18 protein-coding genes are annotated in these 21,237 nt (G+C 60.6%); 11 read left to right on the top strand and 7 right to left on the bottom strand.

Annotation, left to right across the window (positions count from 1 at the left end; translation table 11 throughout):
- Nucleotides 1-122 precede the first annotated feature (122 nt).
- From pheT to ACT67G_RS02025, 3 genes are all read right to left on the bottom strand, one after another.
- Nucleotides 123-2,819 (bottom strand): phenylalanine--tRNA ligase subunit beta, encoded by a 2,697-nt coding sequence (gene pheT / locus ACT67G_RS02035; protein ID WP_443662808.1) that lies wholly within the window; start codon nucleotides 2,817-2,819, stop codon nucleotides 123-125.
- Between the two features lie 268 nt (nucleotides 2,820-3,087).
- Nucleotides 3,088-4,113 (bottom strand): phenylalanine--tRNA ligase subunit alpha, encoded by a 1,026-nt coding sequence (pheS, locus tag ACT67G_RS02030; protein ID WP_325247047.1) that lies wholly within the window; start codon nucleotides 4,111-4,113, stop codon nucleotides 3,088-3,090.
- Between the two features lie 369 nt (nucleotides 4,114-4,482).
- Nucleotides 4,483-5,376 carry a helix-turn-helix domain-containing protein gene (locus ACT67G_RS02025; RefSeq protein ID WP_443662807.1) on the bottom strand — a complete coding sequence of 298 codons (894 nt, stop codon included), beginning with the start codon at nucleotides 5,374-5,376 and terminating at the stop codon, nucleotides 4,483-4,485.
- A gap of 209 nt (nucleotides 5,377-5,585) precedes the next feature.
- On the opposite strand from ACT67G_RS02025, the gene ACT67G_RS02020 reads away from it, so the two are divergent.
- The 7 genes from ACT67G_RS02020 (at nucleotide 5,586) to nrdR (ending at nucleotide 11,482) form a co-directional block, all read left to right on the top strand.
- Nucleotides 5,586-7,133, top strand: coding sequence for an NAD(P)H-hydrate dehydratase (locus tag ACT67G_RS02020; protein ID WP_443662806.1), 1,548 nt, complete (start codon nucleotides 5,586-5,588; stop codon nucleotides 7,131-7,133).
- A 15-nt stretch (nucleotides 7,134-7,148) separates the two neighbouring features.
- Complete coding sequence (locus ACT67G_RS02015; protein WP_443662805.1) at nucleotides 7,149-7,760, top strand: hypothetical protein; 612 nt, start codon at nucleotides 7,149-7,151, stop codon at nucleotides 7,758-7,760.
- Between the two features lie 38 nt (nucleotides 7,761-7,798).
- Nucleotides 7,799-8,968: an alanine racemase gene (gene alr / locus ACT67G_RS02010; protein ID WP_443662804.1), complete on the top strand. Its 1,170-nt coding sequence runs from the start codon at nucleotides 7,799-7,801 to the stop codon at nucleotides 8,966-8,968.
- A gap of 182 nt (nucleotides 8,969-9,150) precedes the next feature.
- The gene (locus ACT67G_RS02005; protein WP_325244371.1) at nucleotides 9,151-9,519 is read left to right on the top strand and encodes a type II toxin-antitoxin system PemK/MazF family toxin; all 369 of its coding nucleotides are present in this window, start codon (nucleotides 9,151-9,153) and stop codon (nucleotides 9,517-9,519) included.
- Nucleotides 9,520-9,691: 172 nt separating this feature from the next.
- Nucleotides 9,692-10,201 carry a hypothetical protein gene (locus ACT67G_RS02000; RefSeq protein WP_325244373.1) on the top strand — a complete coding sequence of 170 codons (510 nt, stop codon included), beginning with the start codon at nucleotides 9,692-9,694 and terminating at the stop codon, nucleotides 10,199-10,201.
- Nucleotides 10,202-10,288: 87 nt separating this feature from the next.
- The gene (locus ACT67G_RS01995; RefSeq protein ID WP_325244375.1) at nucleotides 10,289-10,816 is read left to right on the top strand and encodes a hypothetical protein; all 528 of its coding nucleotides are present in this window, start codon (nucleotides 10,289-10,291) and stop codon (nucleotides 10,814-10,816) included.
- A 207-nt stretch (nucleotides 10,817-11,023) separates the two neighbouring features.
- Nucleotides 11,024-11,482, top strand: coding sequence for a transcriptional regulator NrdR (nrdR, locus tag ACT67G_RS01990; RefSeq protein WP_325244378.1), 459 nt, complete (start codon nucleotides 11,024-11,026; stop codon nucleotides 11,480-11,482).
- Nucleotides 11,483-11,587: 105 nt separating this feature from the next.
- On the opposite strand, the gene ACT67G_RS01985 is transcribed toward nrdR, so the two are convergent.
- Nucleotides 11,588-11,968: a DUF4363 family protein gene (locus ACT67G_RS01985; protein ID WP_443662803.1), complete on the bottom strand. Its 381-nt coding sequence runs from the start codon at nucleotides 11,966-11,968 to the stop codon at nucleotides 11,588-11,590.
- Nucleotides 11,965-12,648: a DUF421 domain-containing protein gene (locus ACT67G_RS01980; RefSeq protein WP_443662802.1), complete on the bottom strand. Its 684-nt coding sequence runs from the start codon at nucleotides 12,646-12,648 to the stop codon at nucleotides 11,965-11,967. The genes ACT67G_RS01985 and ACT67G_RS01980 overlap by 4 nt, the downstream gene beginning before the upstream one ends.
- A gap of 389 nt (nucleotides 12,649-13,037) precedes the next feature.
- On the opposite strand from ACT67G_RS01980, the gene glmS reads away from it, so the two are divergent.
- The 4 genes from glmS to ACT67G_RS01960 all read left to right on the top strand — a co-directional run bounded on the left by glmS (nucleotide 13,038) and on the right by ACT67G_RS01960 (nucleotide 18,497).
- A complete protein-coding gene (gene glmS / locus ACT67G_RS01975; RefSeq protein WP_325244384.1) occupies nucleotides 13,038-14,876 on the top strand; it encodes a glutamine--fructose-6-phosphate transaminase (isomerizing) in 1,839 nt (612 codons plus the stop codon).
- Between the two features lie 134 nt (nucleotides 14,877-15,010).
- Nucleotides 15,011-15,358, top strand: a complete 348-nt coding sequence (locus tag ACT67G_RS01970; RefSeq protein ID WP_443662801.1) for a PadR family transcriptional regulator — start codon at nucleotides 15,011-15,013, stop codon at nucleotides 15,356-15,358.
- Nucleotides 15,345-16,685, top strand: coding sequence for a permease prefix domain 1-containing protein (locus ACT67G_RS01965; RefSeq protein WP_443662800.1), 1,341 nt, complete (start codon nucleotides 15,345-15,347; stop codon nucleotides 16,683-16,685). Before ACT67G_RS01970 ends, ACT67G_RS01965 begins: the two co-directional genes overlap by 14 nt.
- Nucleotides 16,686-16,844: 159 nt before the next feature.
- The gene (locus ACT67G_RS01960; protein WP_443662799.1) at nucleotides 16,845-18,497 is read left to right on the top strand and encodes a GH25 family lysozyme; all 1,653 of its coding nucleotides are present in this window, start codon (nucleotides 16,845-16,847) and stop codon (nucleotides 18,495-18,497) included.
- Nucleotides 18,498-18,567: 70 nt separating this feature from the next.
- Here the strand turns inward: ACT67G_RS01960 and ACT67G_RS01955 are convergent, their stop codons facing one another.
- Together ACT67G_RS01955 and ACT67G_RS01950 are read right to left on the bottom strand one after the other, a co-directional pair.
- Nucleotides 18,568-20,289, bottom strand: a complete 1,722-nt coding sequence (locus ACT67G_RS01955) for a hypothetical protein (protein WP_443662798.1) — start codon at nucleotides 20,287-20,289, stop codon at nucleotides 18,568-18,570.
- A complete protein-coding gene (locus ACT67G_RS01950; protein WP_325244396.1) occupies nucleotides 20,289-21,209 on the bottom strand; it encodes a MoxR family ATPase in 921 nt (306 codons plus the stop codon). The genes ACT67G_RS01955 and ACT67G_RS01950 overlap by 1 nt, the downstream gene beginning before the upstream one ends.
- Between the last annotated feature and the right edge of the window lie 28 nt (nucleotides 21,210-21,237).

The following is a 21,237-nucleotide window of genomic DNA, read 5'->3' as shown; positions in this document are numbered from 1 at the left end:
ACACCACCTTTCTATCTGTTGCGGCTGCTCGAAATATAGAATCAGTATACTCGATTTTTTCCCGCATGTAAAGCGTTTCCCCGGGAAATTCCAAAAGAAATTTCCCGGGGAGGGGCTTTTCCTTAGCGAAGCACGGCACCCAGATCGGATTTGAGTGCGTCCAGGATGCTCTTGACGTCCGCATCCGCTTCCTCAGCGGTGAGGCTGCGGTCGTCTGCCCGGAGCACCAGGTTGAAGGCGACGGATTTCTTCCCCGCAGGGATCCCGGCGCCGGTATAGATGTCAAAGAGGGAGACGTCCTTCAAAAGGCCCTTGGCACCCTTGCGGATGCAGTCTTCCAAAGCACCCACGGTGACGGCATTGTCGCAGACTACGGCGATGTCCCGGGTGACGGCGGGGAACTTGGGCAGGGGGACATACTCCGGATCAGGTCCCTTCACCTGGGCCAGGGCATCCAGGCTCAGTTCAGCGCAGTAGAAAGCGCCGTCCACGCCGTAGTTCTGGGCTGTCAGAGGATGGATCTCGCCGAAGCAGCCCACACAGGTGTCACAGCTCCAGACAGTGGCGTAGCGGCCGGGGTGATAGGAATTCTCCGTGGGCTCGCCGGTTCCGGTGCGGAAGGAGATATCCGTGGCCCGCAGATCCTTCAAGACTGCCTCAATGACGCCCTTCATGGCATAGAAGTCCATATCGGAGCCGTAGGCGCCCAGGGTGAGGACCTTCTTTTCGATAGCCAGGCCGCGATCCCCGCCGGGCGTGTAGGTACGGCCCACCTCATAGAGCTTCACGTTCTGGTTGCGGTAGTTATAGTTGCGGGTGAGGATCTCCAGCATGGAGGGCAGGGTGGTGGTGCGCATAATGGAGGTGTCCTCCCCCAGGGGGTTGAGGATCTTCAGGGACTCCCGGCGGCTGTAATCCTTGGGCCAGCGGATTTTGTCATACTGGGTGGGAGAGATGAAAGAGTAGGTGATGATCTCGTCATAGCCCATGCTGCGGCACACGGCGCCCACCTGGCGCTCCAGCTGCTCCTCGGTACCGTAGCCGCCCAGGGTGGTCTGGCCCCGCATGAGAGTGGTGGGGATGTTGTTGTAGCCGTGGAAGCGGGCCACTTCTTCGGCCAGATCCGCCATGCCCTCCACATCGCCGCGCCAGGAAGGAACGGTCACTTGATCGCCCTCCACGGTGAAGTCCAGCTTGCGGAGGATGAGGATCATCTCATCCTTTTCGATATCGGTGCCCAGCAGGGCGTTGATCTTCTCCGGCTCCAGCGGCAGCACACGGGGCTGGGGCACGAAGTTCAAAACATCGATGATGCCGTCCACTACTTCACCGGCGCCCAGCATTTCCACCAGTTCGCATGCCCGGTTGACGGCGGGCAGGGTGTTCAGGGGATCCAGGCCCTTTTCAAATTTGGCAGAGGCCTCCGTCCGCATGCCCAGAGACAGGGCACCCTTGCGGATGCAGGTACCGTCGAAGCAGGCAGACTCAAAGACCACGTCGGCGGTGTCCGCCACGATTTCGCTGTTCTCGCCGCCCATGATGCCCGCCAGGCCCACAGCCCGGGTCTCATCGGCGATCACCAGGTGGTTGGCGGTCAGCTTACGGACATTGCCGTCCAGGGTGGTGAGGGTCTCGCCCTCCTCTGCCCGGCGGACGATGATCTTGCCGCCCTTGACATAGCGGTAATCAAAGGCGTGCATAGGCTGGCCATATTCCAGCATCACGTAGTTGGTGATATCCACGATGTTGTTGATGGGGCGCACGCCCATGCTCCGCAGGCGCTCCCGCATCCACTTGGGGGAGGGGGCGATCTTCACGTTGCGCACCATCCGGGCGGTGTACCGGGGGCACAGGTCTGCTGCAGGGGTCTCCACGTCCAGAAGATCCGACAGGGCACCTTCTGCACCGCCCTTGACTACCGGCTCATGGAGACGCAGCTCCGTGTGGAAGGTGGCGGCGGCTTCCCGGGCAAGGCCGATGACGCTCAGGCAGTCAGGACGGTTGGGGGTGATTTCAAACTCCACTACGTGGTCGTCGGCGTTGATGATGGGTTTGATGTCATCGCCGGGCTTGCAATCCTCGTTGAGGACGAAGATGCCGTCGGTGATGCAGTGGGGGAACTCTGCCTGCTGGGCGTGGAGGTCTTCCAGCGTGCAGATGGTGCCGGCCTTGGTATTGTAGGCCACCATGTCCCCTTCATGCATGTTCTGGCAGGGAGAGTCCACCTCAGCGGCGGCACCGCCCAGATCCAGCTGGGTGTGATAGAGTCCGTAAGACACGGTGGTGCAGGAGAGAACCTTGGCAGCCACCACGGGCCCGTAGATCTTATGGCCGGGCTGGATATCCGCAGGGATGGAGGGCTTTTCCTTGTCCAGGGGATGGTAATCATTCAACAGAGCGGCGGGAGTAATGACACCGTAGGGAAAATCCCGCTCGTCCAGAGCCAGCTCCTTCAGCGAGCACATCATGCCGTTGGAGAGGATGCCCCGCAGCTTGCCTTTTTCGATCTTCTTGCCGCCGGGAAGGGTGGATTTGTGGAGCGCTACAGGCACCAGATCCCCGGTGTGGATATTCCAGGCGCCGGTGACGATCTGGACGGGCTCTGCCTGCCCGACATCCAGCTGGCAGACCCACATATGATCGGAGTCGGGATGGCGCTCCATGGAGGTGATGCGGCCCACCACCACATTGGAGATCTCAGCGCCCAGATCCTCGGTGACTTCCACCTTGGATCCGGAGAGGGTCATGGCCTCGGAAAAGTCTTTATCATTGGCATCAACGGTGACAAACTCGCTGAGCCACTTTCTGCTTAATAACATATTGAAACTCCTTCCATTGGGATGGATATGTTCAGATAAATAGAGAGCGCAGATGCTCCGCCCTCCTTCGCGCCCCGCGCGAAAGAATTTGGATCATGTTCGCCGCGGGCCCCTCCAGAGGGGTTCCTCTTGCCCTAAAGGGGCAATTTATCTTCTGTACGCGGCGAAAACAACCCGACTTGTGCGCCCTTGGGCGCGTGCACCAGAGACCGATGTCACTGGCGTTGGGGGGGTCCCGCAAGGGAAAGTCGGTTCCCCCCTTGACCACTCAGAACTGCTCCAGGAACCGTACGTCGTTTTCAAAAATCAGCCGCAGATCGGCAATCTTGAACCGGCGCATGGCGGTACGCTCCAGGCCGATGCCGAAGGCCCAGCCGGAGTAGACCTCCGGGTCAATGCCGGACATCTTCAAAACCTTGGGGTGGATCATACCGGCGCCCAGCAGCTCGATCCAGCCCTCACCCTTACAGGTGGGGCAGCCCACGCCGCCGCACTTGTGGCACTGAACGTCCATCTCACAGGAGGGCTCGGTGAAGGGGAAGTGATGGGGGCGGAAACGGGTCTTGGTGCCCTTGCCGTAGAGCTTTTCCACCACGGTGTTGAGGGTGCCCTTTAGATCCGCCATGGTGACGCCCTTGTCGATGACCATGCCCTCCACCTGGTGGAACATGGGAGAGTGGGTGGCGTCCACTTCGTCCTTGCGGTACACCCGGCCAGGGGCGATGATGCGGATGGGCAGTTCCATGGAGTCCATGGCCCGCACCTGCATGGGGCTGGTCTGGGAGCGGAGCATCACACGGCTGTCCTCGTCAAAGTAGAAGGTGTCGGACCAGTCACGGGAGGGGTGTCCCTCCTCGGCGTTGAGCCGGTCGAAGTTGTACTCTGCCAGCTCCACCTCGGGGCCGTCCAGCACGGTGAAGCCCATGGAGATGAAGATTTCCTTGATTTCGTCCAGGGCCTGGTACATGGGATGGCGGCGGCCCAGCTTCACGCTCTTGCCGGGAATGGTGACGTCCAGGGCCTCATCCTTGAGGCGCTGCTCCAGGGCCAGGGCGTCCAGTTCCTTGCCCCGCTGCTCCAGGGCCTGCTCCAGGTCGGCCCGGACGGCATTGGCCAGCTGGCCCATGACCGGCCGCTCTTCGGCGGAGAGCTTGCCCATCTGCTTGAGGAGGGCCGTCAATTCACCCTTTTTGCCCAGATACTGCACCCGCAGAGCGTCCAGCCCTGCGGTGTCGCCGGCGGCGGAAAAGGCATCCAGCGCCTGCTTGCGAATGGCTTCCAGTTGTTCTTTCATCGTGCTGACTCCTTTTTATAATTAGGAAGTAATAAACTTGGGAAACGGACAGCAAAAAAGCCCTCCGTCCCACTCTTGGGACGAAAGGCTTGCCTTCCGCGGTACCACCCGGATTCGCGCCTAGGGGCGCGCACTCATTGCCCCGGTAACGGAGGGCATTCCGGCCGTGTCTCCACGGCGGCTCCCGGGCGAACCAGGCCGGACGTTCCGCAGGTCGGCTTGCAGCCGGTGACCGACCCTCTCTTGGCGGCGTTTCACGGTCATTTTCCCGTTCATCGCTGATATCAAATACCACTTATAACACAGAAAAATCGAAAATGCAAGAGAAAAATCCCCATCCCGCCGCATTTTGACGGGATAGGGATTTCCTCAATCGTCATCCTTGTAGGGATTCAGTGCCACGTTCACCACCGCACAGAGGACGCCGCCGACAGGGAATACCCACCAGGCGGAGCTCCAGGAGTCCCGGGTAAAGCCCAGCATCAGAAAAGCGGCAGTAGCCAGCAGCATGATGACGCCGCAGAGTGTGCCGATGAGTTGAAGACGGCGCTTGGCTTCCGGGTCAGGATTATTGTCCCGGTTGTACTTCCAGATCTTGTACTTCTCATCCTGGATCCCACCATAGACCATGGCAGAAACAGCCCCCGCCAGCAGAAGCAGGAACACGGTGGCAGCCCAGGACTCATAGGGTTCCCGCTCGGGGAAGACGGAGAAAAAGAGCATCAGCAGCACCACGCCGAATAGGATGGCGCCCACGCCGCCGGAAATGAGCCAGACGAATTTTTGATGAAAGGTGTCCTTTTCCTCCGGAGAATAGATGTCGGCGATGACAGGGTTCTTTTTGCAGAAGTTCTCGTATTCGATGCCGCTGGCCACTAGTACCACCACCGCAACGGTGACGGCCAGTAGAATGATCGCACTACTCAACAGTTCCGGGATCAGCGTGCTGAGAAACACGCCCAGGGCCACGCCTGCCAGAATCCCGCCGATGGCCAGGGCCACCCGCCGGGAAAAGCTGTTCATGAAGGCGTCGTACCGGGCGGAGTCACTGACCCGGCTCTCCGCCACGCTGCCCCGCAGCAGCGTGTCCAGGTTCACATCGTACAGGTCGCAGATCCGCAGCAAAGTCTCCATTTCCGGAAAGCTCAGACCGCTCTCCCACTTGCTGACAGACTGGCGGGAAACCCCCAGCTGCTCCGCCAGCTGTTCCTGGGTGACGCCCGCCTGGGTCCGGATGAATTGCAGATTTTCAGAAAACGCCATGGAAAAACCTCCTCAAATTCTATAGCAACAGCGTACCGGAGCGGGGGCGGCCATGCCAGCGATTTCCTGTTGCGTTTGAAGAAACGGATGTCGCGTTTGGGTTGCACCCCTGATTCTAGCAGGTTTTCCCGGTGGGGGAAAGGAAAATCGTTGCAAAATAATGGGGGGATTTCTATAATGAAGAAAATCAAAACAAAGGGGCAATCACCATGAAACTCACCACAGCGGCACAGATGCGGGAATTGGACCGGCAGGCGATTGAAGAGAGGAAAATCTCATCCCTGGAGCTCATGGACCGGGCGGCGGAGGGTGTGGCGGAGGCGGTGCTCCATCTGCTGCGGCCGGGAGTCCGGGGCAGCCGGGCGGCGGTGCTGTGCGGATCCGGCAACAACGGCGGCGACGGGATCGCCGCCGCGCGGCTGCTCTTTTTGTCCGGCGTTCGGGTGCGGGTGTTCTTGGCGGGCAGCTATGAAAAGCTGACGCCGGACGCCCTGGCCCAGACTGGCCGCCTCAGCGAGTGCGGTGTGACACTGGAGGCCTTTGACCCCGAGGATGCGGATCAGAGAAACTGGGTGCTGGGGAGCCAGGTGTGCGTGGATGCCTTGCTGGGCGTGGGGCTCTCCCGTCCGGTGGATCCGGCCTCTCCCATTGGCCGGGCCATCGCCCTCCTCAATGAGACCCCGGCACTAGTGGTGGCGGCAGATGTGCCCAGCGGCATCTCGGCGGATACCGGAGCGGTGCTGGGGTGCGCCGTTCGGGCCCGCACCACCGTCACCTTTACCTATCCCAAGATCGGCCTTGCGGTGGGAGCAGGAGCTGTGTACGCCGGAGAGGTCATCGTCCGGGATATCGGTATACCGGCGGATCTTGCCAGCGGGCTCATCTGTCCGGCCCAGACGGTGGAGGGGGACTTCCTGCGCCAGGCGCTGCCGCCCCGGCAGCCGGACGGGCACAAAGGGACGTTCGGAAAGCTGCTGATCGTGGGGGGCGCCGTAGGCTATACCGGGGCACCCTATCTGACTGCCCTGGCGGCGGAGCGCACCGGCTGCGGCCTAGTGTCCCTGGGCGTTCCAGAGGCCATCTGGCCGGTGGAGGCCGCCAAGTGCGTGGGGGCCATGCCCTTCCCCCTGGCAGATCAAAAGGGAATGCTGCACACCGATGCCCTGAAAAAGCTTCGAAAGAAACTGGCAGAGTGCGATGTGCTGGCTCTGGGGCCGGGACTGGGCCGGTCGGAGCAGGTGTCGGAGCTGGTGTGTACGCTGCTGCGGGAGGCCAAGCAGCCGGTGGTGCTGGACGCCGACGGCATAAACGCCCTGGAAGGGCATATAGATAGTTTGGATGTCCGGCGAGACCGGGTGACGGTGCTGACGCCCCACGACGGGGAATTCGCCCGGCTGGCGCCCGGTGCCCTGGACGGCGGAGACCGGGTGGAGGCCGCCCGGACTTTTGCCCGGGATCATGGCTGTGTATTGGTGCTCAAGGGGCACCGGACCGTCACGGCCACCCCCTGGGGCAACGTGCTGGTGAATACCTGCGGATGCTCGGCGCTGTCCAAGGGCGGCAGCGGCGATGTGCTCACCGGGGTCATCGCGTCTCTCCTGGCCCAGGGGGCTGCCCCGGTCCGGGCGGCGGCGCTGGGGGTATGGCTCCACGGCCGGGCCGGGGAGCTGGCGGCCAAGACCTGGACGGAGTACGGCGCCACGCCGGAGGATGTGGCAGGCTGCCTGCCGGAGGCCATCCGGGAGATTCTGGAGTAACGGAGGTTTTGCAGGGTGCGCAGATGGTGGTGCGTACCAATGATGACCCTGTGCCTGATTCTGAGCGCCTGCGGCGCAGGCGGGGCCGGGGAGACGGAGTCCGGCGCGGAGGCGGTTCGGGAGGCCTATCAGACCATGACCGGCTGTGAGATGACGGCGGAAGTCGCCTGGGACCAGGCGGGGAGCCTCTGGGAGACATCGGTGCAGTGTACCTATGTGCCGGACGGTGAAACCACGGTGGAGGTGCTGGCGCCGGAGAGCATTGCCGGGATCCGGGCGGTGTTCTCCGGGGAGGATACCCGGCTGGAGTATGAGGATCTGTGCCTGGGAGCCGGAACGCTGAGTGGCCAGGATATCAGCCCTATGGCCTGCCTGCCCCGGCTCATGAGCGCCCTGCGGGAGGGGTGGCTGCTGGAGGAAAATGAGGAGAGCTGGGACGATATCCCCTGTCTGCGGCTGACGGTGGATCAAACCGGGGAGGACGGGGAGAAGATCCTTTCCACACTCTGGCTGCGCCAGGACGGCGGGGCCCCGGTGCGGGGAGAGATCGCCGTGGATAGTGAAATAATTTTGACGGCGGAGTTTACGAGTTTTGCCTTTTATGATATAATGAGCGACCAGGAGTAAACTCCGATTGTACAATGGCGAAAGGTGAATGGTTTGCCATGGATGATACCGTTTTGAGAAGAACCTGGGCGGAGATCGACCTGGACGCCCTGGCCCACAATTACCATCAAGCCCGTCTGCGTACCGGCCCCAACGTCAAATATCTGGGTGTGGTGAAAGCAGACGCTTACGGCCACGGCGCCGTGCAGGTGGCCAGAAAGCTGGAACAGCTGGGGGCGGAATACCTGGCGGTTTCCAGCCTGGACGAGGCCCGGGAGCTGCGCCATGCGGGGGTGGAGGCACCCATTTTGATCCTGGGACATACGCCGCCCTCCATGGTGCCCCAGCTCATAGAATACCGCATCACCCAGGCGGTCTCCGCTCAGGCCAAGGCGGAGGAATACAGCGCCGCAGCCGTTGCCTGCGGCGGGACTCTGAAAGTCCACATCAAGGTGGATACCGGCATGTCCCGCCTGGGCTTTCTGGTGCGGGGAGACCACTTCCAGGGGGGCGTGGAGGCCATCGCCAAATCCTGCGACCTGCCCAATCTGGATCCGGAGGGCATCTTCACCCACTTTGCCGTTGCCGATGAGGACGGCGGGGAGAACGAGGCCTACACCCGGGAGCAGTTCGATTTATTTATGCGGGTGTTGGACGCGCTTGCACAGCGGGGCAGAACCTTTGCCATCCGCCACTGCGCCAACAGTGGTGCCCTGGCCCGTTATCCGGAGATGTATCTGGACATGGTACGTCCCGGTATCGCCCTCTACGGGCTGGGCGGAGATGCCCGGGCTCTGGACCTGCGGCCGGTGATGACCCTCAAATCCTGCGTATCCACCATCAAGGTCTTTGATCCGGACACCGATATCAGCTACGGCCGCACATTCCACACCGAGAAAAGAACCCGGGTGGGCGTGCTGCCCATCGGCTACGCCGACGGTTTGTTCCGGGGCTTTTCCAACCGGCTGTCGGTGGTGACAGAGCAGGGACCCGCTCCCGTGCGGGGCCGGATCTGCATGGACATGACCATGGTGGATCTGACGGATCTGCCGGATGTCCACGTAGGGGATCCGGTGGAGATCTTCGGAACACGGCAGCGGGCGGACGATCTGGCCGCCATGCTGGGGACCATCCCCTATGAGCTGGTCTGCGCCGTCAGCAAGCGGGTTCCCAGGCTCTATCTGGAGCATGGAGACGTGGTGGAGCGGAGCCTGCGGCTTTTGGTGTGAGACCTCAGCAGAAAAAACAAGACACTCCGGCCCTGCCCCGGGCATAGAATGTCAGGGGGCGGAGAAGCGGGAATTTTGCACGGCGGCTGCCGTATAAATTCCCCGGCTGCGTGGGAGAATGAAAGTGGCCCCGCTGGTATTGATCCGGCGGCGGGTACTTCTTTCGGCGGAGTGTGAACTTTGTGGATACAAGTGTCAAGCGCGGCGATATTTACTATGCCGATCTCTCCCCGGTGGTGGGCAGCGAGCAGGGCGGCGTCCGGCCGGTTCTGATCATCCAGAACGACACCGGAAACCGTTACAGCCCCACTGTGATTGCGGCAGCCATTACCTCCCAGACGGGAAAAGCACGGCTGCCCACACATATCGATCTCCCTGTGACCCAGAGCCGCGGCCTGAGCCGGGATTCCGTAGTCCTGCTGGAGCAGGTGCGAACCCTGGATAAAAAGCGGCTGCGGGAGAAAATGGGCCATGTGGAGGAGTCGGTGATGGAGAAGGTCGATCTGGCCATCGCAGTGAGCTTCGGGCTGCCCCACGACCAGCTGGTTTGAATGCTGGTTCCCCTGAAAAGATCCTTTTCAGGGGAACCACTCCAGATTCCGGCGGTACATCATTTCACCGTTTCTTGGGACAGGTCCGGCGTAAGCCGCGTCCCGGAACGGAAAAGCAAAACAAAAGAGACCCCGCAGGCGGCAAAGAGGCCCGGCGGGATGGGAGGTACATATGAAGAAGAACAGATGGGTGCTGCGGCTGGTGTCTTTGCTGGCCATTTCCTGCGTGCTGAGCACCACCGTGTCCCTGGCAGCGGAAGCCGGTTCCACCGGTGACCCCCTGGTGACCCTCAGCTATCTCAACGAGACGTTCCTGGGGAATATCCTGTCCGCAGTGGATCAGAAGATCGCCGCCCGCAACAGCCAGATCGTCCAGCAGCTGGGAGGATCCGTCTCCACCGGCGGCACATCCACCGCGTCCACGTTTACGGTGGTGACGCTTTCCAATGGGCAGACCCTCACCGGCCAGATCGGCTGCGAGGTGATGCTGCGGGTGGGCTCCGCCGTGTGTGTATCTTCCTCTGCGCCCGGTCTCATTGACGAGACAGCCGCTTCCACCCTCAATAACGGAGGCGGTCTGGTACAAAACCATCTCTACATGATGACCATTGAGAATCGGGGCGTGAAAGCCACCGCCGCCACCACCAAGCTGCTGGTGCGGGGCAGTTATACCATTGCCTGAGAAAATGGACATATTCCGGGGCCGCCTGTGCATAGATTGGCACAGGCGGCCCTTTTGCCGCCGCCATGCGGGAGAGGAGGCGGAGCCGTGGACAAGTTTCCGCTGTATCTGGGGGAGAAGAGCACCGGAGAACTAACGGTGGAACCGGAGGCGCTGTATACCTGGTTCACAGCCCGCTGCCGTCTGCCGGATCAGGAATTATGGTGCGCCTGGGCGGTAGGGGACGCCGGGGAGCTGCGTTTGGGGATCCTGGAGCCCTCCGGGGAAGAGGGCGTCATCCGAAGGCGTTTTTCCCGGCAGCTGACTGCGCCTCTGGGTAAATTGGTGCGGGGAGAGGTTCGCCCGGCGGTTTCCGCAGCCGGCGGAGACTGGGAAGAGCTTCCCCACCCGGAAGGGGAATTCCATTCCCCCTGGCTGCGGCGGTGCCTGCATGGCCAGGCGTGTTTCCTGCACCGGGCCGGAGAGTTTCGGCTGGTGGCGCTGCCCTGGGATCCGGGAAAACCCTTTGCCCTGATCCCGGTTTTCTGTTTTGCCACGCTGCGCCGGGTTCGGGGACGGGAGGCGGCAGTGGTTGCCTTCGACACGGAGGAGAAGCCGGTATTTTTTGACGGGTAAAGGAACCATTAAAAAAACAGAATTTTTTCCGAAAGGTGAAAAATAGAGATACCATATTTTGTGGCGCTGTGTTATAATGACCCCAAGGCAGCCATGCCCCTTGGGGGTTGACTGGAATTCTCTCCGGTAGGGGAGCGTTTCTTCCCCGGAGTTGGAGCCACAGATGAGAAATCGCCGGCCCCGCCGGTGTCATTCGGGAGGTTCACTATGAAGTGTCCCTATTGCGGCTACAGTGAGAGCAAGGTCATCGATTCCCGCCCCGCAGACGAGGGCAGCAGCATCCGGCGCAGGCGGGAGTGCTTGTCCTGCGGAAAGCGCTTTACCACCTACGAGACGGTGGAAAGCCTTCCCATGGTGGTGGTGAAAAAGGACGGCAGCCGTCAGAGCTTTGACCGGCGTAAGGTTCTGGGGGGTATGATCCGGGCTTGTGAGAAACGACCGGTTCCTCTGGCGGAGCTGGAGCGCATCGCGGCGGAGATCGAGCAGGATCTGCAAAACTCCATGGAACGGGAGGTCAGCACCGAGAAGATCGGCGAGCGGGTCATGGAACGGCTGCGGGATGTGGATCAGGTGGCTTACGTGCGCTTTGCGTCGGTGTACCGGCAGTTCAAAGATATCGACACCTTTATGGAAGAGCTCAATAAGCTCCTGGCTGATAACAAATAATCACCAAAAAAGCGGGGTCCCGGGCGCCGTGGCGTCCGGGATCCGTTTATATCGGAAATGGTACGCTTGCACCGCCATGGGACGTATGCTATAATATGCCCCATGCTAGAGGACATTTTTAATGCTCAGCTGTTCCATCTCTGAGAGAAGCCGCAGCTGATGGCGTAAGTCCGACAGCTCACCCAGCAGGCTGCTCTCCTCCTGGAGGCAGATAAAGACAGCGGCCCGGCGGTACATGGCCTCTGCCTCATCCAGCACATCATGATGACTGACGATGTGGAGATAGGCCTGGCTGGAAGACCAGTCGCCGTAGCTCTCCTCCAGGGCTTGATAGGCATCTTCCCAGGCCCCGTCCGTTGCCAGCGCTTCCACCTGGTCCAGCTGGCCCTGCCAGCGCTGGGTGCGCCCGGCCATGGAGGCGCTGTTCCAAAGAGCCAGGGATAAAACCGCCAGCAGTGTCAGGACAGAGAGAAAATAGGCTTTCATGCTTTGCGCTCCTTCCGAATGCAAAGAACGCTGCCTTTTTGATCCAGCGTCAGCAAAAAGACCTCCCGGGGGGAGGTGAGGTGGCGGGAGCGGAGCTGCTTTGCAAGCCACTCTTCGTCCCGGCCGCACAGCGCCAGGTTCCGGCTGAGCACCCGGCCATCGTTAATGAGAACAACCGGCAGTGTCACCTCGTCAGGCCCTTTGAGTTTCAGCTGCTGGGCTGTGGGAGGCTGACAGCGGCCCCAGGGCAGCACGGAGAGCTCTCCGGAGTTTTCCAGGACTGCGTATTTCACATCCTGGATGTCGGCAATTCCCTGTTCCCGCAGCTCCTCCATGAGCTCGTCCAGGGTGAAGCGGTTTTTCCGCATGGCGTCCTGCTGTACCTGCCCCTCCCAAATGAGGATGGTGGGCTTTCCGCACATCAGTGCCCGGAAGCGCAGGTTGTTGAGGCAGATCTGGCTCAGCAGCAGGGAGACAGCCAGCAGTGTGGCAATGGGGATCAGCCCGGTCAGCAGCGGGATTCCAAAATCCTGCATGGGAACGGTGGCCAGATCTGAGATCATCATGGTCATCACCAGCTCGCTGGGTTCCAGTTCGCCGATCTGGCGTTTGCCGGTCAGGCGCAGCCCCAGCATGATGAAAAAGTAGAGGATCAGCGTGCGAAAAAACGCGGTGATCATAGCGCGTCCCTCCTTTTTACGTAGTATTTGCAGGGACGTAAGCTTTATCCCGGATATCGCGCCCCATGGGGAGCGTTATCATATACAGCATCCAATTCGCAGAGGTGAAAGGAGATCATGGGCCAGAGCCCATCACAGCGCCAGCGCCCGCCCTGTTTCGGGGCGGGACGACGAGGAGAAGGGAGCAAACGGGGCCGGTGTGCCCTGTGATCGAAGGTTTCGGCGGGTGCCCTTCCGTGTCCACGGGCGCGTAACACAGTTGGCAAATACGCAGGCGACTGCGGAACAAAGGGACTGTGACCGTGGGGAAAAGCGGCAAATATCTGCGTGTTTGTCCTTTTGAACGCATATACTTTTGTGGAATACATTCAGGAGGATATTAGCTATATATGTGTGGAATTATTGGCTTTGTGGGAGCGGTGAGCGCTGCTCCTATCTTGTTGGACGGACTGGAGCGCATGGAATACCGGGGTTATGACTCCGCCGGCGTAGCCGTCCGGGCCGACGACGGCACGCTTCAGGTGCGCAAGACCAAGGGCCGGTTGAAGGTCCTCTCGGATCTCATTCACGGAGGCGCGGATCTGAAGGGGTGCCAGGGTATCGGACACACCCGTTGGGCTACTCACGGGGAACCCAGCGACGTCAATGCCCATCCCCATGTCAGTGCAGATGGATCCATTGCCCTGGTGCACAACGGCATCATCGAAAACTACCAGGAGATCAAGGAACACCTGCTGCAAAAGGGCGTGACATTCACCTCGGATACGGACTCTGAGGTTGTGGCGCAGTTACTGGAGGTCTACTATCGGGAAAACGGCAACATGCTGGACGCGGTTTCCCGTACCCTGCACCGGATCGAGGGCTCCTACGCCTTCGGCATTTTGTGCAGCGATTATCCCAATGCCATCATTGCCGCCCGCAAGGACAGCCCCTTGATCCTGGGGTATGGCAAGGAGGGAAATTTCCTGGCCTCCGACGTCACCGCCATCCTGCGCTATACCCGGGATGTGAGCTATATGGACGACGGAGAGATCGCCGTCATCACCCGGGACAGCATCGATGTGTTCAACAGCGAGCTGGTGCCGGTGGATAAGGCCCGTGTGACGGTGGACTGGGACGTCTCTGCGGCGGAGAAGGGCGGCTACGCCCACTTTATGGTCAAGGAGATCTTTGAACAGCCCGAGGCTATCCGCAAGACCATCTCTCCCCGCATCCGGGACGGCCGGGTGGTGCTGGACGATTTGGATATGCCGGCGGATTATATCAAAAACGTGGATCGCATCTTCATCATTGCCTGCGGCTCTTCCTACCATGTGGGAATGGTCAGCAAGTACATCTGGGAGAAGCTGCTGCGCCGCCCGGTGGAGGTGATGCTGGCCTCGGAGTTCCGCTACTGCGATCCGCTGGTGGACGAAAAGTCCCTGGTCATCGTCATTAGCCAGTCCGGTGAAACCCTGGATACCATGGCGGCGATGCGGGAGGCCAAGCGCCGGGGCGGCCGGACACTGGCCATCGTCAACGTGGTGGGATCTTCCATTGCACGGGAGGCCGACGACGTGCTCTATACCTGGGCGGGGCCTGAGATCGCTGTGGCTACCACCAAGGCCTACTCCACCCAGCTGGTGCTGATGGATCTGGTGGGTCTGTACCTGGCGGACGAACTGGGATCTCTGGATCCGGCGGAGTACAGCGCCATCATGTCTGAGATGCAGCGTCTGCCGGAGAAAATGGAGGCGTTTCTGGCCCATACCGAGGATATCCAGTATTACGCCTCCCGGTATTTCAACCACAACTCCGTGTTCTTTATCGGCCGCAATCTGGACTATGCCATGGGACTGGAGGGTTCGCTGAAGCTCAAGGAGATCAGCTACATCCACTCCGAGGCCTACGCCTCCGGCGAACTCAAGCACGGCACCATCTCCCTGATCGAGCCCGGTACGCTGGTAGTGGCCCTGGGAACCTATGCGCCGCTTTTCGACAAAGCCATGAGCAACGTGGTTGAGGTGAAGGCCCGGGGAGCCGAAGTCCTGGCCATTACCGGTGAGGACTTCCGGGAACGGATGGAAAAAACCGCCGATGCCGTCATCACCGTGCCGGAGACCCATCCGGTGCTTCAGCCCTCGTTGGGAATTGTTCCCATGCAGCTGTTCGCCTACTATGTGGCCCTGCAAAGAGGCTGCGACATCGATAAGCCCCGGAACCTGGCAAAATCCGTGACGGTGGAGTGAGCCGCTGTCCCTGCATCCAATTTGTCTCCCCGCGTCTTATGACGCGGGGAGTTTTTTGCCTTGACATATATAGGGAACCGATATATACTGGCAGCAGTGATATATAGGAAACCGATATAATGGGGGGTGTGGGAATGGAACTGGACAAGGGCTTGGTAAGCGGCAGCATGGCACTGCTGGTACTGAAATTGCTGGAGGACGGGGATCAGTACGGCTATGAGATGATCGAATCCCTGCGGCTGCGCAGCGATGATACCTTTCACTTAAAGGCGGGGACACTGTATCCCCTGCTCCACGGCCTGGAAGAGCAGGGACTGGTAACCGCCTACGAAGGGGCGGCGGCAGCCGGGAAGCCCCGGCGGTATTATCATCTGACGGATCAGGGCCGGGCAGCCCTGCATGAAAAAGAGATCGCCTGGAATGCCTATGCCGCGGCGGTGCACCGGGTTTTGGAGGGAGGGGCCTGCTGTGGGGAAGCCTGAGACCATGGAGGCGTATCTGGCAGCAGCCGGGGAGCAGCTCCGCTGGCGGCGGGCCCGTCCCCTGGTACTGCGGGAGCTGGGGCGGCATCTGGAGGATCAGCGGGATGCTTTTGTGCAGAAAGGGCATAGCCCGGAGGAGGCGGAGCGCCTGGCGGTGGAAGAGATGGGAGATCCGGAGATTGTGGGAGCAGAGCTGGATGCCCTCCACCGGCCCCGGCCCCAGTGGGGGCCTCTGACCATGATTGTACTTTTGGCGTTGCTGGGGGGCTTTTTGCGGGTGTGGCTGACAGCTGCCGGTGCGCCCTATTACGACGATATCGACCCGGTGCGGACAGCTTTGGCGGTGTTGTTGGGGACAGGCGGTCTCATTGGGATGTATTTCCTGGACTGCGCTGTGCTGGTTCGCCGGGCCGGGGCTGTTTATCTGCTGGCTCTGGCAGCAGGGATTTTCAGCCTGATCCATTCGCCCAATATCAGCAATGTTTCCTACTACACCCGCTATGTGGTGCTGTGCTACCCGGTGGTGTATGTCCTGTGGGTGTGCCGCTGCCGGGGCGGTGGAGCGGGAAGGCTGCTTCTGGCACTGGCAGGTGGAGTTCCTCTGGCCGTGGTTTGCATACTGGCACCCTCTGTTACGGGATTGCTGTTGTTGCTTTTAACGGGTTTCATCGTATTGCTGATGGCCATCCGCATGGGCTGGTTCCATGTTTCCCGGGGAAAGGCTACGGTCCTGATTTGTGGGTTGGCTGCCGTGATGGCAGGCGGCACCCTGTCTGTGATTACCTCCGTTGGCAGATTCATGTTCTTCTTACATCCTGAGACGGATCCCAGTGGCAGAGGATATCAGGCCCTGGCGATTCGACAAGCGGTGGCTGCTGCCCGATGGGTAGGAGAGGGAAGCGGCGAGGCGTTGGAACCCTTTACACCTTACGAGCGGATGGTGCCGGGGTGGAGCCGGGATCTCCTTTTGACCACGGTGCTATACAAACTGGGCTGGCTGGCGTGTCTGGTACTGGTGGCGGCCCTGGCGGGGCTGCTGGTGTGGCTGCTTGTGCGCTGCCGCCGTCAGCGGAGCCAGTGGGGGCGGCTTCTGGCCCTGGCAGTCCTGATTCCCTTCGGACTGCAGCTTTTTGGCAGTGTTGTACTGAACCTGGGGTTTGTGCTCACCAGTGTCCATGTACCGCTGCTGGTGGGGAACTTACATACCGTGATGGATCTGACGTTCCTGGGTCTGACCCTGTCGGTTTTGCGGGGTGACGCGGCGGGCAGGATGGAGGATGCCGCGGTGACGGAGAAGCCGCTGCGGATCCCGCTGTTTGTCCGGTAAATCCCCATTTTTTCCTGTGGCGGAACGTTGACACCGCAGGGAGCGTTATGATAATATGTAAACCAGATTTGCTGGTTCCCGCCGTTTCGATGGGACGGCGGGAACTTTTTCGCGGCGCGGGGCGTCGAATCTTGTCAGATCATTGAAGGGAGAGCAGCCATGAAGAGAAAGCGTTTGTTGGCGGGGGCCTTGGCTCTGGCTATGACAGTGGGAATGGCCGTGACGCCGGCCGGTGCCGTGTTTACCGATACTGCCGGACATTGGGCTTCCGGCGCCATCGACAAGTGGAGCCAGGAGTACGGCATTATTCAGGGATATGAGGACGGCACGTTCCGGCCGGACAATTCCATCACCCGGGGTGCCTTCGCAGGGATTCTGGACCGCTTTATGAAGTACCAGGCCATTTCTTCTGCCGCCACCTTTACGGACACGGCGGGAACCTACTGGGAGCAGCCGATCCTGAAGCTCCACGCCGCCGGCGTGTATCTGGGCAACAACGGCCAGGCTCTCTCTACCGATACCATTACCCGCCAGCAGGCTGTGGCCATGATTGCCCGTGCCTTTGGCATCACCGGGCAGAGCACGGCTCTTACCTATCTGGACGAGGCCCAGATCGCGGACTATGCCCGCCCCTATGTGGTGGAGATGACGGCCCGTGGATACATCAACGATTCCGCCAATGGGTATTTCCGGCCCACTGATGCCATTACCCGGGCGGAGATCGTCAACATCCTCAACAATATGGTGGATGTGCTGATCCAGGAGCAGGGCACCTATTCCGATATGGTGGAGGGCTCGCTGATGATCAATGCCTCCGAAGGTGCCGAGCTGCTGGATATGAGCATCGGCGGGAACCTGATCATTGCTCCCGGCGTAACAGGGACGGTGACACTGACCAATGTGGCCATTGGCGGAGATATCCTGAATTTCGGCAGCGCCGAGTTGAAAGTTCTGGAGCCTGAAGAGGAAAAGCCGGATACACCAGATAAGGATGAAAAGCCGGAGGAGCCTGCGGAGCCGTCCAAGTATCCCTGGGTGGCGGCAGATGGTTATGTGAACTACGATAATTATAATGTTCCCATCTACAGCGGCGTGGAGACCAGCAAGGTGGCTCAGCCGGATTTCGTTTGGGATGACGAAGACACAGACCGCCTGGTGTATGTGGGCAGGGAATATGATACCCGCTTTGGTATTGATGTTTCTGCCTATCAGAACCAGGCTACCGCCGGGAAGACCATCGACTGGGAGGCCGTGGCCAACGACGGCGTGGAGTTTGTCATGGTGCGGGCCGGCTTCCGCGGCTACGGCACGGGCTCCCTGAACCGGGATGCCTACTGCCTGCAGAATGTGGACGGCGCCATGGATGCCGGACTGGAGACAGGGGTGTATTTCTTCTCTCAGGCCATCACCGTGGAGGAGGCTATTGAAGAGGCGGATTATGTGCTCTCCATTCTGGATGGCCGCAAGATCACAGGCCCCATCGCCTATGACTGGGAGATGCACGACTCCACCTACCGGGTTTACGGCACTACGCCGGAGGTAGCCACTGCCTGCGCCCTGGCATTCTGCCAGCAGATCGAGGAGGCGGGCTATGAGCCCATGGTGTACATGAGCAAGTATGTGGGCTATAACAAGTTCAACCTGCCCCAGCTGGCCAAGTACCCCATCTGGTTCCCGGAGTATAAGAGCGCCAGCTCGGAACGGCTTTATCCCGCGTTCTACTACCAGATGGATATCTGGCAGTTCTCCAGCAGCTGCTCCATCGACGGGATCGGTGGCCGGGTGGACGCCAATATCCAGTTCCTCCGTTAAACTCAAGCGCCCAAACAAAAACGCACGCCCCGTCCGGTAGGACGGGGCGTGCGTTTCGTTTGAATTGGGCTTACAGGTTGCGGATCTGGGTCTGGATCAGGGTGCCTACCGTATCGGCAAACTGGTCCAGGGAGCGGATCCGGGCAAAATTCCGGCCGTAAATGGTGTGGGCGGCGGGAACATCCTCGTCATCGCCGGTGAAGACGCATACCACGGCGATATCCCGGTGCATCAGGGAACGGACTTCTGCGGCAGTGTTGTTGATGCCGGGGTCCTGGGAGTAATCCAGGGACTCATTGGGCAGCACCAGCTTTTTGATGTCGTGGGGCTTGGCGTCTGAGAGGAGGATCACCATACGGTGCTCACAGGGGGAATCCTCCATCTCTTTTCCCAGGGCACGGATGGCTAGGCCGTCCCGGTTGCAGCCTGTGGTGAAGTAACGGAAGATGTGGTCGTTCTTATCCGTTTCCTGGTAGTCCCGGTAACGGGTGAGGACCGTGTATCCGCTTAGGGAGCAGAAGGCCGACACCCGGACGGGAATGCCGCAGCGGGTGAGGCTCTCGGCGATCATGTAGCCCTGGGATGCCACAGTTTCCTGCCGATCCAGCTGGGAGGTGGAGGCATCCAGCAGAATGTCCACGCTGAGCCCGCCGGGATCCGTCTTGAGCACCTTGGTGAAGACCTTGTCATCATCCAGATACAGCCCCCGCCAGATGCGCCCGGCGTCCAGCGTACCGCTGGAGGAGCGTACTTCCGTGGGCTCCAGGTGGGTGAGAAGGGCGTTGCGGATGCGGGCGGTGAGGCGGTTGACGCTGTTGCGGTTGCGGGTGAGATCCGCCTGGTAGAAGGCCCGGTTTTTCTCCATCTGCTTGAGGGCTGCCCGCCGCTGCTGGCCCACATACCCCTTGACGGAGGGATCCAAAGCGGTGCTGCCTTTGGCGTAATAGAGGTGGCATTCCTTGTGCTCATCCACGCACAGGCTGGCTTCCAGCTTGCTGGTCTTGGCCTGGTCGTAGAGAGGCTGGCCGAAGTAGTTTTGAATGTAGGTGCGGATGGTGCTGTCATCCTTCACCGCAAGTCCCGACCAGTTGAGGGAGGAGTGGAATTCCTCCACCTGCCGGCCGCCGTCCTCCGACAGATGCTCGGCGTAGCCGTAGCCAAAGGCCCGTACGGCAGGCAGTTCTCCCTTGCCCTCTTTGCGGCCGAAGAGTTTAAAGCGGCGCAGACGTTTTTTCTTCTTGTTATCTTTTGACTGGTTGTCACCGGGGACAAAGCCGAAAGAGGTTTCCAGCAGAGTTCGGGCCCGATCTTCCAGGGCGGCGCCGTCCAGGTCGCCTGGAAATTCCAAAGTGTCCAGGATTTCCCGCTCCTGGGGAGACAGGTTGTCTGCCTCTCCCAACACCCGGCGGTAGTGGGCCTGCTGCAGCCGGCCCAGAAGCGGGTCTGTATCTTCCGGCACAGGCAGTGCCAATACCGCCCGGGCGTAATGGCGCCGCAGGGAGGGGAGTGCCGGCCGCTTGGGGGCTTCCCGCAGATAGGCGGCATTCTCCAGCCCCAGCCATACCACCTGTTCATAGGTGGCTTGCCTGGGGTCTCCGTCAAAACTCTGGAAGAGGTCTGCAAAGGCATCCGGGCCAAAATCTTTTCGGACGGTGCCGATGATGCTGTTCCAGTACCGGTCTGCCCGGCCGTCCTGATCGTAGGCCTTGAAGTCCGGTTCGAAGGTATAGTCCTCCGCCGCGTTCCAGATGAGGTTCCGCGCCCGGCGCTTTTCGTTGTCCAGGATCTCCATCAGGCGAACACATCCCCAGCAGAGAGATCCTCCGGCAGACGGGTGAGGATCACATCCTGAACCAGCTGACGCTCAAAGTCGTCAAAGGACTTGTTTACAAGGCCCAGCTCCAGCGCCCGGCCGCCGGCAAGGCCCGCCTTCATCAAACGCACGGAGGCCATCAGGCCCCGCAGATCCAGAGGCTTGGTGGAAAGCTCGCCGCCGTCGCACTTTTTCTGGATATCCCGGAACAGCCCTGCAAACTGCGCGGCATACTCCGGCTTCAGATCCGGGAATTCCCGGGTCAGCAGCTTCTGCAGGCCCTCCTCGGAGATGGCGGGCATATCGATGACCACGAACCGGGAGGTGAGGGCCTCGTTGAGCTCCCGGGTGCCGGCGTAGCCATAGTTCATGGTGGCGATAAAGCGGGTGGCATCGTGGAGGCTGATGCGGTCATAGCCCGGCATGTCGATGGCCCGGCGGAAGTCCAATGTGGCATGGAGCACCGCCAAGGATTCGTTCTTGGCCATGTTGATCTCGTCCAGAATGCCGAAACCGCCCTTTTCCGCGCACTGATAGATAGGGCCCTTGCGCAGCGTTACCTTGCCGTTATCGAACGTGTCGGTGCCCAGCAGGGTGGCGGCATCGGTGTTGATGTAAAAGGACACATCCCAGCTGGGACGCCCGAAAGCGGCAGCCAGGTTTTCCGAGAGAACATTTTTGCCGGTGGCCTTGGGGCCCACCAGCAGCAGGTTCTCCCCGCACAGCAGAGCCGTCAGGGCCTCTTCCCAGATCTCCTTGCCGTAATAGAGATAGCGGGGCTCCGGAACCCGGCGGCGCAGGCCCTCTTCCGTGGGGAAGCGGCCCCGGAAAGCTTCTACTTCCTTTATAATTGCGGGATTGATTCCTTCCTCCCGCAGATAGTCCAGCATGTCCAGCATTGTGGTACCCTCCGTTAGATTCTTACTG

It is taken from the genome of Dysosmobacter sp., assembly GCF_052306735.1.
Classification (GTDB): domain Bacteria; phylum Bacillota; class Clostridia; order Oscillospirales; family Oscillospiraceae; genus Oscillibacter.
The sequence above is the reverse complement of the archived record's forward strand: the minus strand, read 5'-3'. Positions and strand labels throughout refer to the sequence as shown.

Excerpts from the sequence above, each read along its gene's own strand:
- pheT (WP_443662808.1), bottom strand. The coding sequence starts at position 2,819 with ATGTTATTAAGCAGAAAGTGGCTCAGCGAGTTTGTCACCGTTGATGCC.
- pheS (WP_325247047.1), bottom strand. The coding sequence starts at position 4,113 with ATGAAAGAACAACTGGAAGCCATTCGCAAGCAGGCGCTGGATGCCTTT.
- ACT67G_RS02025 (WP_443662807.1), bottom strand. The coding sequence starts at position 5,376 with ATGGCGTTTTCTGAAAATCTGCAATTCATCCGGACCCAGGCGGGCGTC.
- ACT67G_RS02020 (WP_443662806.1), top strand. The coding sequence starts at position 5,586 with ATGAAACTCACCACAGCGGCACAGATGCGGGAATTGGACCGGCAGGCG.
- alr (WP_443662804.1), top strand. The coding sequence starts at position 7,799 with ATGGATGATACCGTTTTGAGAAGAACCTGGGCGGAGATCGACCTGGAC.
- ACT67G_RS02000 (WP_325244373.1), top strand. The coding sequence starts at position 9,692 with ATGAAGAAGAACAGATGGGTGCTGCGGCTGGTGTCTTTGCTGGCCATT.
- nrdR (WP_325244378.1), top strand. The coding sequence starts at position 11,024 with ATGAAGTGTCCCTATTGCGGCTACAGTGAGAGCAAGGTCATCGATTCC.
- ACT67G_RS01985 (WP_443662803.1), bottom strand. The coding sequence starts at position 11,968 with ATGAAAGCCTATTTTCTCTCTGTCCTGACACTGCTGGCGGTTTTATCC.
- ACT67G_RS01980 (WP_443662802.1), bottom strand. The coding sequence starts at position 12,648 with ATGATCACCGCGTTTTTTCGCACGCTGATCCTCTACTTTTTCATCATG.
- glmS (WP_325244384.1), top strand. The coding sequence starts at position 13,038 with ATGTGTGGAATTATTGGCTTTGTGGGAGCGGTGAGCGCTGCTCCTATC.
- ACT67G_RS01970 (WP_443662801.1), top strand. The coding sequence starts at position 15,011 with ATGGAACTGGACAAGGGCTTGGTAAGCGGCAGCATGGCACTGCTGGTA.
- ACT67G_RS01960 (WP_443662799.1), top strand. The coding sequence starts at position 16,845 with ATGAAGAGAAAGCGTTTGTTGGCGGGGGCCTTGGCTCTGGCTATGACA.
- ACT67G_RS01955 (WP_443662798.1), bottom strand. The coding sequence starts at position 20,289 with ATGGAGATCCTGGACAACGAAAAGCGCCGGGCGCGGAACCTCATCTGG.
- ACT67G_RS01950 (WP_325244396.1), bottom strand. The coding sequence starts at position 21,209 with ATGCTGGACATGCTGGACTATCTGCGGGAGGAAGGAATCAATCCCGCA.